The sequence below is a fragment of the Diaphorobacter sp. HDW4A genome, assembly GCF_011305995.1.
Taxonomy (GTDB): domain Bacteria; phylum Pseudomonadota; class Gammaproteobacteria; order Burkholderiales; family Burkholderiaceae_C; genus Diaphorobacter_A.
Genome location: NZ_CP049910.1, coordinates 3,335,667 through 3,350,973, shown reverse-complemented (window position 1 = coordinate 3,350,973; position 15,307 = coordinate 3,335,667). Strand labels below are relative to the sequence as shown.

Genomic DNA, 15,307 nt, shown 5'->3' with positions numbered 1-15,307 from the left:
AGGCGCAACGAAGGATCAAGGGCTGTATTGCCGTCTCCAACCGACCAACTAATCGAAGCCAAAGGCTTCGCAAAAAACAAAACAAAAAACAAAAACGCCGACCAAAAAGTCGGCGTTTCGAAGGAAAAAAACAGTATCAGTCCGATTCGCTCATTTGGGACTGCAGGTAGTTTTGGACACCTACCTTGTTGACCAGCTCGATCTGCGTTTCGAGAAAATCAATGTGCTCTTCGGTATCTTCCAGAATCTCCTGAAGCAGATCACGCGAAACATAGTCGCGCACGGTTTCGCAGTGGGCGATGCCATCCTTGATCGTGGCCTGTGCGCCGCGTTCGCTGCGCAGGTCGCATTCCAGAATTTCCGGCACGTCTTCGCCGACCTGCAGCTTGGCCAAATCCTGCAGATTGGGCAGGCCGTCGAGCATGAAGATGCGGTCCATGATCTTGTCGGCATGCTTCATTTCGCCGATGGACTCTTCGTATTCCTTCTTCGCCAGCTTGTCGAAGCCCCAGTGCTTGAGCATGCGGTAGTGCAAGAAGTACTGGTTGATAGCGGTGAGTTCGTTCTTCAGTTGCGCTTGCAGATGCGCAATCACTTGTGGGTCGCCTTGCATGGCTTTCTCCTTCTGTTCAATGGGCGCATTGTCACCAAGCTATCTTGCTGATGCAAGACAATGCCCACTCACATGCGGTATGGCTGCGTGTGATGTTGAGTTGCGTTCGCAAGCGTGGACGAACTGTTCGATTTTCTTGACTTTCCGAAGACAGCCCCAAGGTTTTCTTCGTGGATGCTTGAAAATCCCTTCAGCCGACTGCAAGTGCTTCGATGAGGCAGACTTTGCATCATTGGGTTTTGACCATCGAAGGGTGAAAATTGATAGATTTCATAAATCGAAGTCATCGAGTCAATTAATTGGATTAATCCGCTGCATGGGCCTAAACTTCAGTCTGTTCTTAGCCAATCAATCAACCAAAGGAAACGACAAATGTCCGTGATCAACACCACCATCAAGCCATTCAAGGCTAGCGCTTACAAGAACGGTAAGTTCATCGACATCACTGAAAAGGACGTGCTGGGCAAGTGGGCTGTGTTCTTCTTCTACCCTGCCGACTTCACCTTCGTGTGCCCTACCGAACTGGGCGATGTGGCTGACCACTACGCTGAACTGCAGAAGCTGGGCGTTGAAGTGTTCTCCGTGTCCACCGACACCCACTTCGTGCACAAGGCTTGGCACGATGCTTCGGACACCATCCGCAAGATCCAGTACACGATGGTTGGCGACCCAACTTGGGAAATCTCCAACAATTTCGAAGTTCTGCGCGCTGACCAAGGTCTGGCCAATCGCGGCACTTACATCATCGACCCACAAGGCGTGATCCAGTCCGTTGAAATCACTGCCGAAGGCATTGGCCGTAACGCAGAAGAAATGATGCGCAAGATCAAGGCTGCTCAGTACGTGGCTTCGCACCCAGGTGAAGTCTGCCCAGCCAAGTGGGAAGAAGGCGCCAAGACTCTGGCTCCATCGCTCGACCTGGTTGGCAAGATCTAAGCAGCGCTCGCTGCTTGAATCAACACAGTTGAATTGTTGTTGAAGACGCCCGGGTGCCTGGCGCCCGGGCTTTTTTTTTTCCAAAAATTAGACAATCAAGAGGAATCTCCATGCTCGACACCACTCTCCAAACCCAATTGAAAGCGTATCTGGAACGCCTGCAGCGTCCGGTGGAGCTGGTGGCTACGCTGGACGATAGCGCCACCGCCAAGGAAGTGCGCGAACTTCTCAACGAGATCAAAGCGCTTTCAGACAAGATCACTGTGGTCGAAAAGAATGACTTGGCCAACACGCGCAAGCCGTCTTTCCTGATCACCAACCCCGGCATCGATACTGGCGTGCGTTTCGCCGGTGTGCCGCTGGGTCATGAATTCACATCGCTGGTTCTGGCGTTGCTGCAAGTGGGTGGCCATCCATCCAAGGAAGCGGCCGATCTGCTGGAACAAGTGAAGAACCTCAAAGGCGAATTCCACTTCGAGACCTACTACTCGCTCTCCTGCCACAACTGCCCGGACGTGGTGCAGGCGCTCAACCTGATGAGCGTGCTGAACCCACGCATCACGCACACCGCCATTGATGGTTCGGTGTTCCAGGAAGAGATCAAGGACCGCCAGATCATGGGTGTTCCCACGGTGTTTCTGAACGGCAAGAACTTCGGTCAGGGCCGCATGGAGCTGGCCGAGATTGTCGCCAAGGTCGACAGCGGCGCCCATGCCCGCGTAGCAGCCAAGCTCAACGCCATGGACCCGTTCGACGTGCTCGTCGTCGGCGGGGGCCCTGCTGGAGCAGCCGCTGCCGTGTATGCGGCGCGCAAGGGCATTCGCACCGGTGTGGCGGCCGAGCGTTTCGGTGGCCAGGTGCTGGACACCGTGGACATCGAGAACTACATCTCGGTCAGCAAGACCGAAGGCCCCAAGTTTGCTATTGCGCTGGAGCAACACGTGGCGGACTACGACGTTGAAGTGATGAACCTGCAACGTGCCAAGGCCCTGAAGCCTGCCGCCACCGAAGGTGGACAGGTCGAAATTGAACTCGAGAACGGTGCCACGCTCAAGAGCAAGACCGTGATCCTCTCGACCGGTGCACGCTGGAGAAACATGAATGTGCCCGGCGAAGAGCAATACCGCACCAAGGGCGTGACCTACTGCCCGCATTGCGACGGCCCGCTGTTCAAGGGCAAGCGCGTCGCGGTGATCGGCGGCGGCAACTCGGGTATCGAGGCTGCGATCGATCTGGCCGGTATTGTGTCCCACGTGACGGTGCTCGAGTTCGCGTCTGAACTCAAGGCCGACGGCGTGCTGCAGAAGAAGCTCGCCAGCCTGCCGAACGTGACCGTGATCCTCAACGCCCAGACAACCGAGGTGAATGGTGACGGCAACAAGGTCACCGGTATCACCTACAAGGACCGCACGAACGACGAGATCCGCACCGTCGAGCTCGAAGGCATCTTCGTGCAGATCGGCTTGCTGCCCAATACCGACTGGCTCAAGGGCACGGTCGATCTCACCAAGTTCGGCGAGATCATCATCGACGCCAAGGGCCACACCAATGTACCGGGCGTGTTCGCCGCGGGTGACTGCACGAACGTGCCCTACAAGCAGATCATCATCGCTGCGGGTGCCGGTGCCACGGCTGCGCTGTCGGCGTTCGATCATCTGATCCGTCATTGAGTCGCCACTTTCGGCCTCGTGCCGAATGACAAAGGAGCTGCTTTGGCAGCTCCTTTTTTTTTGCGCTACGGTTCCGGGTGGGTCAAGAATTGGCAATCACGCAGCGCTCCATTCGGAATGGGAGAGCTTGAAATCGTCGTCAAGCGTTTCTTTGACAAGATAGTCGCTTGGTCGGCTTGTGGATGAGAATAATTCTCATATAATCACGCCACACAGCCAGCAAATACGTACACATCGGTAGAGCCACAGGCGCTACGCAAACGTACCTCAGAAGCCAGCTTTTCATTCATACGAACTGAACAAGAGGGCTTCTGGCATGGCTTCCGCCATCACTTCGCATTTTCACGCGCGCTGCGCGCTCCATCCCTTGGCCTTCGCCTGCGCGCTTCAGTGTGCGGGACTGGCTTCCGTCTCTGCGCATGCCGCTACACCCGAAGAAGAGCAGGGCGCTGCCACCGTGCAGCAAGTTGCTGCGGCCGGTCAAACGACTGCGCGCAAGGGCGGTGGCACGCCCGCGCTGAAGGAAGTGGTCATCAGTGCATCGCGCGATGAGCAGGACCCGGATCTGCTGCCGATGTCGGTCGACGTGATCAACGCGCGCCAGATGGAAGAGGCGCAGATCACCGACATCCGTGAACTCACGGCCGATATCCCCAACGTGACCGTGCCGCGCACGCCCGCGCGGTTCTCGCTGGCGAGTGGCTCGACGGGGCGCGATCAGAACAGCGGCTTCAACATTCGCGGCCTCGAAGGCAATCGCGTGCTGATGCTGGTCGACGGCGTGCGGCTGCCGCGCAGCTATGCGTTTTCGGCCAATGCGTTCGGGCGCGATTACCTCGACCTCGGGCTGATCGAGCGCGTGGAAATCCTGCGCGGCTCGACACCTGCACTGTATGGGTCAGACGGCATGGGCGGGCTGGTGAACTTCATCACCGTGCAGCCCGATGATTTGCTCCAGAACGGCAAGACCATCGGCGGGCGCGTGAGCGCGAGCTATGACGGGTCGGACAACGGCAAGCGCCTCGGCGCTACGCTCGCGGGCCGTTTGAATCCGGAATGGAGCTGGTTGATCTCGGCCGGACTGGGTCGTGGTCATGCGCTCGAGAACATGGGTGATCGCGATGTTGTCGGCGCCACGCGCACCACGACCAATCCCGAATCGAACAAGAGCCAGTCGCTGCTGGGCCGCCTGGTCTACACGCCTTCGGCCGTGCAGAAGCACGTGTTCACGCTAGAACAGGTAGACAAGAGCGCCGATTACAACCTGCTGTCTGCGCGCAGCGCCACGGTCACTGATTCGCGCTCGACCACCGACATGGATCGCTGGCGCGCGACTTGGCAGGGGCGCTGGCTGAAGCTCGACACGGCCGTGGCCGACGAGCTGCAACTGATGGCGAGCTACCAGAAGTCCGATTCGCGCGAATGGGTGAACGAGGTGCGCACTGCACCGCTGGCCTATCGCGAGCGAGATGTGACCTATGACGAGGGCGCGCTGCAGCTGCATGCGCAGGCGGGCAAGCTGCTGCGCTTTGGTGCGAATGCCGATGCCAAGATCACCTACGGCGTGGACTACTCGCGCAACAAGGTGACGAACGAGCAGAACGGCATCACGCCACCGGCGGGCGAGAGCTTCCCGCTCAAGCGCTTTCCGGACACGACCGAGACCTCGACCGCCGTCTTCGCGCAGGCCGATCTGCACTTTGGCGCATGGAGCATCACGCCGGGTCTGCGCGCCGAGCATTACAAGCTCGACGCGAGCCAGAACGGCTTCGCGCCCAAGGTTGCGGACAACTCCGATTCGGCAATCTCGCCCAAGCTCGGCGTGTTGTTCCAGGCCAGCGACGACTGGAGCGTCTACGGCAACTACGCCGCCGGTTTCCGCGCGCCGAATGCGGGTCAGGTAAATGCGTTCTTCGAGAACCCGCTGGCCTTCTACCGCAGCATTCCCAACCCCGATCTCAAGCCCGAGAAGAGCCAGACCTTCGAGCTTGGCTTGCGTGGCCGCGTGAACGGCCTGCGCCTCGATGCAGCCGCGTTCACCGGACGCTACAAGGACTTCATCCAGGACCAGGTGCAGATATCGGGCGAGTACGGTAATCCGAACAACTGGGCGACGTTCCAGTCGGTCAACCTCGACCGCGTGCGCATCAGCGGCTTCGAGGTCAAGGGTGAATACGACTGGGGCCGCATTGCAGGCGGTCAGTTGATCACCAACGCGGCCTACGGCTACACCGATGGCAAGGACCTGAACACCCACAAGGCGCTCGACACCATCTCGCCGCAGCAACTGGTGCTGGGCGTGCGCTATGAGCGCAAGGAGTTTGGTGTGCGCCTGTCGGCATCGCACTGGTCGGGCAAGAAGGCCAAGGACACCACGGCGGGCGACAAGGCCTGGCTGAGCCCGTCGGCTACGGTACTGGATCTCTCCGCTCAGTGGCGCATTCAGCCTGATCTGCGCCTGAACGTGGGTATCTACAACCTCACCGACAAGAAGTACTGGCGCTGGTCCGATGTGCGCAATCTCACCGCCACTTCCACCATCGGCGACGCCTACAGCCAGCCGGGACGCCATGTGCGCGTCTCCATGGTCAAAGACTTCTGAGCCAGCTTTTCACGCGAGCTTTTTTTCTAACGCGCATCGCGCAATCGAGGAACCATCACGATGAACGAGACACTCCAATCCAACGCCGCCCGCATCCGCCAGCAGTTTGCCGAAAAGCGCGTGCAAGGCCTGCGCGCCAAGGACGCCGCCGAGGCGCTGCAATTGCCCGAGGGCGCTGTGGTCGCCGCCCACCAGGGCGAGCACACCGAGCCGCTCAAGGCCACCGCATTGCGTGGCGAATGGCTGGAGATTCTCAAGGCGCTCGAAGCCTGCGGAACGGTGATGGCGCTCACGCGCAACGAGTCCACGGTGCATGAAAAGGACGGCGTCTACCAGCAGCTCTCCGCCACCGGTCCCATCGGCATTGCGCTGTCGCGCGAGATCGATCTTCGCCTGTTCTTCATGCACTGGCGGGCCGGTTTTGCGGTGACAGAAAGCGCGGCCAAGGCCGACAAGCCCGCAATGCGCAGCCTGCAGTTCTACGACCATCATGGCGTGGCCGTGCACAAGATCTATGCGCGTGAGGCCACTGACATGCAGGCATGGGATGCGCTGATTGAACGCTTTGCGAGCGGAGCCGATGACAACGTGGCGTTCGATGCACCCAAGCCGCGCAAGCCCGTGCCGCCCGATGCCGACATCGACGTGAGCGGCCTGCGCGATGCGTGGGCCGCGATGAAGGACACGCACGAGTTCTTCGAGATGCTGCGCCGCTTTGGCGCGGAGCGTCAGCAGGCGCTGCGATTGACGCAGGGTGCCTTCACCGAGGCACTGGCCGAGGACAGCGTGACGCGGCTTTTGAACGATGCGGCGGGCAGCGGCGTCTCGATCATGGTGTTCGTGCCGAACCCGGGCTGCATCCAGATCCACACGGGGCCGGTGAGCAACATCCGGCCACTGGATACCGCCAGCGGTGCGCGCTGGATCAATGTACTCGACAAGGGCTTCAACCTGCATCTGCGCACCGACCTGATCGGCGCGACCTGGCTGGTGCGCAAGCCCACGGCGGATGGCATCGTCACGTCGGTGGAGGTGTTCGACCAGAGTGGTGATCTGATGGCCATGTTCTTTGGCGAACGCAAGCCGGGCATGCATGAACTTGAGGGCTGGCGCGATTTGGTCGCACAGCTGCCGCGCGCGGGCCAGCGCGAAGAGGTGGCTGCGTGAGCGCCGCGCGCAATCTTTCGCGCAGGCAAAGCCTGCAATGGCTGGGCGCTGCGGGCATGGCGATGGCCGTGCCGGGTGCGTGGGCCCAAAACAAAGGGAGGACTGGAGGGCGCCTGATCTCGTTGAGTGGCTCGCTGACCGAGATCGTCTATCTGCTGAATGCGCAGGACCAGTTGGTGGCTTCCGACACGACGAGCCTGTTTCCCGAGGCGGCCACGCGCACGCCCAAGGTGGGCTATATGCGCCAGTTGTCGGCGGAAGGCGTGTTGTCGCTCAAGCCGGATGTGGTGATTGGCACGCAGGAGGCCGGGCCCGCCGTCGTACTCGACCAGATCCGTCAGGCCGGCGTGCGCGTGGCGCTGTCGCCGGTGCAGCATGACTGGAGCGAGGTGCAGACCAAGGTGCAGCTCGTGGGCCGCGAGACGGGGCGCGAGGCCGATGCCAAGGCGCTGATGGATCGCCTGAATGTCGAATGGGCGAGTGTGCAGGCCACGGTCGCGCAAACCAAGCGCAAGCCGCGCGCGCTTTTCATCCTGTCGCACGGCGGGGCGCCTCAGGTGGCGGGGCGGGACACGGGCGCGGATGCGTTGATCCGCTATGCGGGTGGCGTCAATGCGGTCAGCGAGTTTCAGGGCTATCGCGCGCTCACCGCCGAAGCCATGGCAAGCGCGGCGCCCGATGTGATCATCAACACCACGCAGGGCATCGAGGCGCTGGGCGGTGAGGCAGCATTTTGGAAGCGGCCCGAACTCGCGCTCACGCCTGCGTTTGCACGCAAGGCGCTGGTGAGTATCGAGGCCAATTTTCTGCTTGGCTTTGGCCCACGCTTTCCAAGCGCGGTGAAGACCGCGCATGAGCGCATGCAGGCGTTGCTGGCCTGAGCTGTAACGTTCTTTCACGACATGTCGAGTTCAATGAATGATGTGAATTCCGCACGGCCTGCGCTGGCACCGTTGCCGTCATGGCATCCACGCCGCATGCGGTTGCCGAACGGCCGCCTCACGCGCCGCGCCACGCTGATGCTGGGCGCGGTGCTGCTGCTTGTCGTCGTGGTGGTGGGCAGCGCGAGCGGCGCGTACGGCATCTCTGGCGAGCGGCTTTTGACGCTGCTGTGGTCGGGCATGTTCGGCAATGTGCCGCCTGCGGCCGATCATCTGGTGTTCTTCAACATCCGTCTGCCGCGCCTGCTGATGGGTGTGGCGGCGGGTGCGGGGCTCGGTGTGGCGGGCGCGCTGCTGCAGGGGTTGTTCCGCAATCCGCTGGCCGATCCCGGTTTGATCGGCGTGAGCAGCGGAGCCGCGCTCGCGGCTGGCATCACCATCGTGATGGGCAGCGCCTGGTTTCCGGAACTGCCGCGCACGCTCGGCAGCTGGCCGCTGGTATGCATGGCCTTCGGTGGCGGGCTGCTGGTGACGATGCTGGTCTATGCGCTGGGCCAGGTGCAGGGTGGCACACGCATCGGCGTGATGCTGCTCGCGGGCATTGCGGTCAATGCGCTTGCGGGTGCGGGGCTGGGATTCTTGAGCTTCATCTCCAGCGACGAGCAGTTGCGCAATCTGCAGATGTGGCTGCTCGGCAGCCTTGGCGCATCGCGCTGGTCTGCGGTGGTGCTGGTGTGCGCGGCGGTGGGTGTGAGCCTCGTGGCCGCACAGCGTCTGGCGCAGCCGCTCAATGCCATCGCACTCGGCGAGGCGCAGGCGCAGTTGCTGGGTATTCGCGTGGAGCGCACCAAGCGGCTAGCCGTGTTGATCACCGCGCTGGCAGTGGGCGCGGTGACGGCGACGACCGGCGTCATCGGTTTCATCGGCCTGATCGCGCCGCACTGGGTGCGCATGGTGGCCGGGCCCGATCACCGCGTCGTGTTGCCAGGCTCGGCACTGCTCGGCGCGACGCTCGTCGTGTTGGCCGATGCGGTCGCGCGCACCATCGTCAAACCGGCCGAGTTACCGCTTGGCGTGCTCACCGCATTTATCGGTGTGCCGCTGTTTTTGTTGATGCTCAGGCAGTTCAGGAGCAAGGTATGACGAGGGGCTTGATCGAATGCTGCGCGCTGGGCGTGGGCATCGCACGCGGGCCACGTCTGGCGACGGTGAATGCGCAACTTCAACCGGGGCGCTTCACCGCGATTCTCGGCCCCAACGGGGCAGGCAAGTCGACACTGCTGGCCACGCTGATCGGCGAGCGCGCACCGCAGTCGGGCGAGGTGATGCTTGACGGCCGACCCGTGGCCCGCCACGCGCCCGAGCAGATCGCTTTGCGGCGCGCCGTGATGCCGCAGGACTGCAGCGTGGCCTTTGATTTCACGGCGCTCGAAGTGGTGGAGCTGGGGCGCTATCCGCATCGCCAGCGCCCCAGCACGGACGAGGCGGGCGTCGTGCGCAGCGCCATGCGGCGCACCGGGGTGGATCATCTCGCGCATCGCAGCATCAACACGCTCTCGGGCGGCGAACGCGCCCGCACGCATCTCGCACGCGCGCTTGCACAGGTGTGGGAGCCGCCGCAGGACGCCGCCGCGCGCTGGATGCTGCTCGACGAGCCGACTGCCGCGCTTGACCTCGCCCACCAGCATCACAGCATGGCGCTGCTGCGCAGTCTTGCCGAGGAGCAGGGCATGGGCGTGGTCGCGGTGGTGCACGACGTGAATCTCGCCGTGCGTTACGCGCACGAGGTGCTGATCCTCGGCCATGGCGAATGCGTGGGCGGGCCGGTGCACGAGGTGCTGGTGCCCGGGCGCATCCACCAAGTGTGGGGCGTGCACTGCACGCAGGTGGCAGCGAGCGACGGCTTGCCGCAGTTTCTGTTCAGCGGGGCGATGTAGTGCGTCGCGTTGAAGTCAGGCCCTAGCGATTGCCCACTGCGTAGGGCGCGCCGGGGTTCGCGTCCAGCACCAGCCGCTCCGGCGCCACCAGCGCGTCCTCGTGCTGGCAGCGCCATTTGCTGCCTTTCTCGATGCCGGCCAGCGTGTGGCCGTCTTCGATCACGTCGCCGTTCTGGATCAGATAGACGGCGGAGTTGAAGACGAAGCGCGAGACCTCCGACGGATCGAGCTGGCGAAAATGGCATTGCAGATCGGGGACGCCGAAAACGCTTGCGCCCACGCTGTCCATCAGCATGTCGCCTTCATGGTTGCTGATGTTGAAGAAGCGCACGTTGAGCACGCCGTAGTACGCGTAGCCGTCCGCGTGATTCTGGACGTAGGTCTCGGGGTTGAGCAGGCAGCGGGCGTTGGACTGGCTGATGGCGGTGACGCCGCCGTTTTCGATGATCACATGCATGATCGCCTGGAGGATTTCGAGGCGATCTTCGACCTCCAATCCGCGGCCCATGAACTCGGTCACCAACACGCAGTGCGTGCTTTGCGCGATGGCTTCTTCCTTCTCGGGCCAGTCCCAGGTTTGCTGGATCGCTTCGGCATATTCGGCGGTATCCAGAGGCTTGTCGGCATGCAGGATCGCGATCTGGCTGGGCATGGACTTCTTGTCGCTGTAGTCCACGCAATAGTCGAGCAGCGCGAACATGAGCGCTTTGCCGTCCGAGCCCCTCGAGATCAGTTGAACCTCGCCGAGATATTCTTCCAAGGCCGCGCGCAGTGTTTCACCATCGAGCTGTGGTGGGGCGGCGTAGAGTGCCTCGAACTGCCACATGTCGGGCGGATTGCGGGGAGATGTCTCGGTCAGTTCTTCGGTCATGAAAGGCGTCTCCAGAGCAGGGGGTCGACAGGCTAACACGACACTCTTCAAGCCCCGTGTACAGGCAGGCGATCAGCCCAGATCGACCGTCGCCGCCACCAGCTTCATCACGACTGGACGCACGCCGAGCACGCAGAAGAAGGCCACGGGCATGGCGAGCAGATAAGTCTGCAGCACGCGCTGCAGGTAGCCGTTGCCGAGGCCGGAGTTCACGCCGACGATGACGGCGCACATCAGCAAGGCCATGATTGCGGCCATGTAGAGGGCGAAGACGAACTGGGTGTACTTGCGATGGATCTTGCGGCTGGCGGGGCGGGTAGGGGAGGTGTTTGCAGTATTGGATGGAGGCATGAAAAGGTTCGCGGGCAAGGCGGCGAATCGGATGGAAATGGAACAGCTCTGAACTGTAAACACGATGCGGGCGGGGCGGTAGACCTGCTGAGCTTGACAGACCCGTAAGCAAAACTTACGAATAGCTTGTTATAGTCGTTGCTCCTTATGCCGAATCTCAGAGCCATCGAAACCTTCGTCAAAGCGCTGGAAGGCGGCAGCATTGCCTCAGCCGCGCGCCAGCTCGGGATTTCGCCGGCGGCGGCGAGCCAGAACATTGCGCGGCTCGAGAAGGAGTTGGGCACGCGGTTGATTACGCGCACCACGCGTTCGATGGCGCTGACCGAGGCGGGCGAGCGCTATCTGGCGCGCGTGGCTCCGGTGCTCGACGAGCTGGAGCGCGCGCAGTCCGACCTGTCGCTGATCCATGGCGAGCTGCAGGGCCGCTTGCGCATCGCCTGCATGACGGCGTTCGGCCGCCATGTGCTCGCGCCGCTGCTGCCTGCGTTTGCGGCAAAGCATCCTCGGCTGGAGCTGGAACTGCTGATCACCGACCGCAATGTTGACGTGCTCAAGGAGGATGTGGATGTGAGCGTGCGGTATCGCGACGCGCTCGAGCCCGGGATGTCGGTGCGGCTGCTGGTGGCAGTGCCGCGCGTGCTTCACGCCTCGCCCGCGTATCTGCGCGAGCACGGCACGCCGCAGACGGCGGAGGAGCTGCTGCAGCACGCCTGCCTCGTCTACCGGCGCGGCAGCGACGGGCGCTTCATGCGCTGGCCGTTCTCGCGCGATGGCAAGCCGGTCGAGCCGCAGTTGCGCATCGGCGCAGTGGCGACCGACATCGACTCGCTGGTCGAATACGCGCGCGCGGGCGGCGGCATCGTCTGGGCTGGCAGCTTCATCACCCAGCGATATCTGCAGAATCCGGGCAGTTCGCCGCTGCCGATTGCCGAGCGCTACGTGCAGGAGGGACAGCTCGTGCCCATCCACCTCAAGCCCGCACGCAAGGGGCAGTTGCAGTTCGATCCGCAGCCGCTCGATTTCTTTGCCTGTTTTCGCGACCGAAAATATGTACCGTCCAAGGTGCGTGCGCTGGTCGACTATCTGGTCGAGGTGCTGCCGCAGCAGCCCGGCATGCAGCGTTCGCAGTAGGCGGGCCGGGCCGTGCTCAGACGGCAGCCGGTGCGGTGCTTTCCGCGAATTCTTTGAACGCCGCAATCGCGTTGGCCGCATACATCAGCGACGGACCGCCGCCCATGTACACGGCCACGCCGAGCGCCTCGTCAAGCTCCGCCTGTGTGGCGCCCAAGCGCACGAGGGCCTTGGTGTGAAAGCCGATGCAGCCGTCGCAGCGGTTGGCCACGCCGATGGAGAGGGCGATCAGCTCCTTGGTCTTGGCGTCGAGCGCCCCATCGGCGATGGCGGCCTTGGCCATGTCGCCAAAGCCTTTCATCACGCCGGGAACGCCTTTGTGCAGAGCGGTGATGCTGCTGCTGATGTCGCGGGTGAGTCGCTGGTAGCTGGTGCTTGCTGTCATATGAAAACTCCCTGAGAGTGAAACGAAGAAGACGATGCTCGAAAGCTGATTGCAATAATATACAAAAAAATATAATATTAATTTAAATATTGAAATCAAAGCCCTGCAATCCATCCGCTCATGTGTTGCTGCGGCCGGACGGCTGGCCTTTCATCCAGATCACTCAAGGAGTTCTCATGAAATTGTCAATGGTGATCCACTGCACCTTGCGCGGCGCCATCGGCGTGCGGCGGGCCAACGCATATTCGCGTTCGGCAAGGTCGGCACCCGCGAATGTGCGCAGGGTCGTGCCACTGTGGTCATGGCGCGTTCGGGTCAGGAATTCCCAGACCTCGTGGAACCAGACGCGCCTGCCGATGCGGGTGTACCAGCGCATGGCGTGGCGGTATTCGGGGGCTGGGTGCAGCAGGGTGCGGGCGAGCACGCGCGGACGCAGTTGCACGATTACTTCGATGAGCTTGAACCAGATGAACACGCGCCAGGCGGGCACGCGTGGGTTGGCGAGGACCTGGTGCTTGTAGTCCCAGCGGCGGGTGTCGGTCTGCAGGACCTCGCGGTCTTCGACCTCAGCGTAGAACGGCGTCCAGCGGTGCGGCGTGGCGTAGAGCAGCTGGATCTGGTCCGCGTCGTAGCGCACCAGATGCCGGAACGAGCGCCAGAAGTCCGCGTCACCTTCCTCGCTGAAACCCACCACGTAGGTCGCCATCGACAGCATGCCGTGCTCGCGCAGAAGGGTGATGGCCTGTTGGTCTTCGCTGGTCGTCGCGCCCTTGCGGATGCTCGCGAGCGTGGCGTCGCTGTAGCTTTCGATGCCCAGCAGAAATCGGATTACACCGGCCTTCTTGTAGAGATGAAGAATGTCGTGGTCGCGCACGATGTCGCCCGCGCGGGTCGAGCCGACCAGCAGCAGCGGCACATCCTCGGCGATCAGCGCTTCAAGAAAGGCCTTCCACATGGCGCGCGAGCCGGTGGGCAACTCGTCGGCGAAGTTGATCAGCTCGACGCCGTGCTCGCGGTGCAGCCGGGCGAGCTCCTTGGCGAACAGCACCGGGTCGCGGTGCCGCCACTGCGTCCAGAAACCGCGCTGGCCGCAGTAGCTGCACAGATGTGGGCAGCCGCGCGAGAATTGCGCCACCACGGCGCGCTTGCCGCCCCAGTAGGAATAACGGCTATGGTCGATGAGTTCCCAGCCCACGCGATAGTCGTCGAGGCGGCGGATCATCGGCGCATCGGCCGTGGCGACGGGGATGCCGTCATCCCGGAAGGCGATGCCGGGCAGGGCGTGCAGATCCACTTCGTCAATGCCCGCGAGCGCTTGCATCAGGCTCAGCGCCGTTTGCTCACCTTCGCCGCGCACGATGAAGTCGATGGGCGCGCAGTCCCGCAGAATCTCGTCCCACAGATAGGTGGGGTGCACGCCGCCGTAAATGATGGTGAGCGCGGGCTGTCGCTGCTTGAGCAGCACGCAGAGCTCGACCACCGTGGCATGGGCCGAGCTGGAACCGGAGTGGCCGAGCATCACCACATCCGCCGCATGGCCCATCACCTGATCAACGATGCTGGCCAGCGGCATCGGCCCGAATTCCGCATCGATCAACGCCACCTCGAACCCCGCGTCGATCAGCGGCCCACCGATGCTCAGCAGGCCGAGCGGCGGCAGGTGTTCCTTCGGCATGCGGCTGCCGATGGCGGTGTGGGGCGGGTTGATCAGAACGATCTTCATGGCGGCTTCCTGTGATGGGTTGCCGCCATGCTAGGCAGAGGCTGTGCCGCAAGTTTGAGGTCTGTGTGAGCGGAGCGTGAACTCCGCCCCGCGTCAATGGCCGAGGTGTTGCGGCAGCACTTCCTGCAGGATCGTCGTCGCGATCTCTTCAATCGACTTGGTGGTGCTCGAGAGCCAGCCGATGCTCGAGCGGCGCATCATCGCCTCGGCCTCGGACACCTCGTAGCGGCAGTTGGCGAGACTTGCGTATTTCGAATCTGGGCGACGCTCGTTGCGGATGCTGGAGAGGCGCTGCGGGTCGATGGTCAGGCCGAACAGCTTCTTGCGGTACGGTTCGAGCGCCGGGGGCAATTGTTTGCGATCGAAATCTTCGGGGATCAGCGGGTAGTTCGCGACCTTGAGACCGAACTGCATCGCCAGATAGAGGCTGGTCGGCGTTTTGCCGCTGCGGCTCACACCGACGAGGATCACGTCCGCGCCGGTCAGGTCGTGGTGGGTCTGACCGTCGTCGTGGGCGAGCGTGTAGTTGATCGCCTCCATGCGTTCCAGATATTCCTTGCTCTCGCTGATGTCGGCGAAGCGGCCCACGCGGTGCAGCGACTTCTGGCCGAGCTCAATTTCCAGCGGGCGCACAAAGGTGCCGAACATGTCGAACACCTTGGCGTGGCACTGGGTCTCGATCAGATCGAGCATTTCCTGGTTCACCAGCGTGGTGAAGACGATGGGCTTCTTGTGCTCTACCTCGGCCACATGGTTGACCTGACGGATGGCCTGATGGCACTTGTCGATGGAATCCACGAACGGGATGCGCACCAGCCGGGGCTTGGTCTCGAACTGGGCCATGATGGCAGTGCCGAAGGTCTCGGCGGTAATGCCGGTGCCGTCGGAGATCACGAAAATCGTGTGGGTATGCATTGCACGCGGGGAAATGCTCATATTTCAGTATCCGGAAAGTCACACACAAAACCTGCCTTGGCAGTCGGGCTGGGTTCGATCACTTTGCGCACTGCGATCAATCGAGCCCTACAATGGCGCCCATT

General features: G+C 62.3%; 14 protein-coding genes. 8 read left to right on the top strand and 6 right to left on the bottom strand.

Annotated elements, in window-relative coordinates; translation table 11 throughout:
* Positions 1–136: 136 nt before the first annotated feature.
* Positions 137–613 carry a bacterioferritin gene (gene bfr / locus G7047_RS15265; protein WP_166307034.1) on the bottom strand — a complete coding sequence of 159 codons (477 nt, stop codon included), beginning with the start codon at positions 611–613 and terminating at the stop codon, positions 137–139.
* 372 nt (positions 614–985) lie between these two features.
* Between bfr and ahpC the strand changes: the two genes are divergently transcribed.
* The 7 genes from ahpC to G7047_RS15230 all read left to right on the top strand — a co-directional run bounded on the left by ahpC (position 986) and on the right by G7047_RS15230 (position 9,806).
* Positions 986–1,549: an alkyl hydroperoxide reductase subunit C gene (gene ahpC, locus G7047_RS15260; RefSeq protein WP_166069746.1), complete on the top strand. Its 564-nt coding sequence runs from the start codon at positions 986–988 to the stop codon at positions 1,547–1,549.
* A 110-nt stretch (positions 1,550–1,659) separates the two neighbouring features.
* Positions 1,660–3,219: an alkyl hydroperoxide reductase subunit F gene (gene ahpF, locus G7047_RS15255; protein WP_166307032.1), complete on the top strand. Its 1,560-nt coding sequence runs from the start codon at positions 1,660–1,662 to the stop codon at positions 3,217–3,219.
* A gap of 316 nt (positions 3,220–3,535) precedes the next feature.
* Entirely contained in the window at positions 3,536–5,821 is a 2,286-nt protein-coding gene (locus G7047_RS15250) for a TonB-dependent hemoglobin/transferrin/lactoferrin family receptor (RefSeq protein WP_166307030.1), read from the top strand.
* Positions 5,822–5,881: 60 nt separating this feature from the next.
* Positions 5,882–6,988 (top strand): hemin-degrading factor, encoded by a 1,107-nt coding sequence (locus G7047_RS15245; RefSeq protein ID WP_166307028.1) that lies wholly within the window; start codon positions 5,882–5,884, stop codon positions 6,986–6,988.
* Positions 6,989–7,044: 56 nt separating this feature from the next.
* A complete protein-coding gene (locus G7047_RS15240) occupies positions 7,045–7,869 on the top strand; it encodes a hemin ABC transporter substrate-binding protein (protein WP_166312088.1) in 825 nt (274 codons plus the stop codon).
* 33 nt (positions 7,870–7,902) lie between these two features.
* A complete protein-coding gene (locus G7047_RS15235) occupies positions 7,903–9,012 on the top strand; it encodes an iron ABC transporter permease (RefSeq protein WP_166307026.1) in 1,110 nt (369 codons plus the stop codon).
* Positions 9,009–9,806 (top strand): heme ABC transporter ATP-binding protein, encoded by a 798-nt coding sequence (locus tag G7047_RS15230; RefSeq protein WP_166307024.1) that lies wholly within the window; start codon positions 9,009–9,011, stop codon positions 9,804–9,806. The genes G7047_RS15235 and G7047_RS15230 overlap by 4 nt, the downstream gene beginning before the upstream one ends.
* A 22-nt stretch (positions 9,807–9,828) precedes the next feature.
* On the opposite strand, the gene G7047_RS15225 is transcribed toward G7047_RS15230, so the two are convergent.
* On the bottom strand, positions 9,829–10,677 hold the full coding sequence (locus G7047_RS15225) for a DUF4261 domain-containing protein (protein WP_166307022.1): 849 nt from the start codon (positions 10,675–10,677) through the stop codon (positions 9,829–9,831).
* A gap of 72 nt (positions 10,678–10,749) precedes the next feature.
* Positions 10,750–11,028 carry a DUF2798 domain-containing protein gene (locus G7047_RS15220; protein WP_166307020.1) on the bottom strand — a complete coding sequence of 93 codons (279 nt, stop codon included), beginning with the start codon at positions 11,026–11,028 and terminating at the stop codon, positions 10,750–10,752.
* Between the two features lie 147 nt (positions 11,029–11,175).
* Between G7047_RS15220 and G7047_RS15215 the strand changes: the two genes are divergently transcribed.
* Positions 11,176–12,159 carry a LysR family transcriptional regulator gene (locus tag G7047_RS15215; RefSeq protein ID WP_166307018.1) on the top strand — a complete coding sequence of 328 codons (984 nt, stop codon included), beginning with the start codon at positions 11,176–11,178 and terminating at the stop codon, positions 12,157–12,159.
* 16 nt (positions 12,160–12,175) lie between these two features.
* Here the strand turns inward: G7047_RS15215 and G7047_RS15210 are convergent, their stop codons facing one another.
* The 3 genes from G7047_RS15210 to G7047_RS15200 form a co-directional block, all read right to left on the bottom strand.
* Entirely contained in the window at positions 12,176–12,544 is a 369-nt protein-coding gene (locus G7047_RS15210) for a carboxymuconolactone decarboxylase family protein (RefSeq protein WP_166307016.1), read from the bottom strand.
* A 163-nt stretch (positions 12,545–12,707) separates the two neighbouring features.
* Complete coding sequence (gene bchE, locus G7047_RS15205; RefSeq protein ID WP_166307014.1) at positions 12,708–14,267, bottom strand: magnesium-protoporphyrin IX monomethyl ester anaerobic oxidative cyclase; 1,560 nt, start codon at positions 14,265–14,267, stop codon at positions 12,708–12,710.
* Between the two features lie 93 nt (positions 14,268–14,360).
* Positions 14,361–15,182 carry a pyruvate, water dikinase regulatory protein gene (locus tag G7047_RS15200; protein WP_166312087.1) on the bottom strand — a complete coding sequence of 274 codons (822 nt, stop codon included), beginning with the start codon at positions 15,180–15,182 and terminating at the stop codon, positions 14,361–14,363.
* Between the last annotated feature and the right edge of the window lie 125 nt (positions 15,183–15,307).

Excerpts from the sequence above, each read along its gene's own strand:
- ahpF (WP_166307032.1), top strand. The coding sequence starts at position 1,660 with ATGCTCGACACCACTCTCCAAACCCAATTGAAAGCGTATCTGGAACGC.
- G7047_RS15230 (WP_166307024.1), top strand. The coding sequence starts at position 9,009 with ATGACGAGGGGCTTGATCGAATGCTGCGCGCTGGGCGTGGGCATCGCA.
- G7047_RS15245 (WP_166307028.1), top strand. The coding sequence starts at position 5,882 with ATGAACGAGACACTCCAATCCAACGCCGCCCGCATCCGCCAGCAGTTT.
- bchE (WP_166307014.1), bottom strand. The coding sequence starts at position 14,267 with ATGAAGATCGTTCTGATCAACCCGCCCCACACCGCCATCGGCAGCCGC.
- G7047_RS15250 (WP_166307030.1), top strand. The coding sequence starts at position 3,536 with ATGGCTTCCGCCATCACTTCGCATTTTCACGCGCGCTGCGCGCTCCAT.
- G7047_RS15210 (WP_166307016.1), bottom strand. The coding sequence starts at position 12,544 with ATGACAGCAAGCACCAGCTACCAGCGACTCACCCGCGACATCAGCAGC.
- bfr (WP_166307034.1), bottom strand. The coding sequence starts at position 613 with ATGCAAGGCGACCCACAAGTGATTGCGCATCTGCAAGCGCAACTGAAG.
- G7047_RS15220 (WP_166307020.1), bottom strand. The coding sequence starts at position 11,028 with ATGCCTCCATCCAATACTGCAAACACCTCCCCTACCCGCCCCGCCAGC.
- G7047_RS15235 (WP_166307026.1), top strand. The coding sequence starts at position 7,903 with ATGAATGATGTGAATTCCGCACGGCCTGCGCTGGCACCGTTGCCGTCA.
- G7047_RS15240 (WP_166312088.1), top strand. The coding sequence starts at position 7,045 with ATGGCGATGGCCGTGCCGGGTGCGTGGGCCCAAAACAAAGGGAGGACT.
- ahpC (WP_166069746.1), top strand. The coding sequence starts at position 986 with ATGTCCGTGATCAACACCACCATCAAGCCATTCAAGGCTAGCGCTTAC.
- G7047_RS15200 (WP_166312087.1), bottom strand. The coding sequence starts at position 15,182 with ATGCATACCCACACGATTTTCGTGATCTCCGACGGCACCGGCATTACC.
- G7047_RS15225 (WP_166307022.1), bottom strand. The coding sequence starts at position 10,677 with ATGACCGAAGAACTGACCGAGACATCTCCCCGCAATCCGCCCGACATG.
- G7047_RS15215 (WP_166307018.1), top strand. The coding sequence starts at position 11,176 with ATGCCGAATCTCAGAGCCATCGAAACCTTCGTCAAAGCGCTGGAAGGC.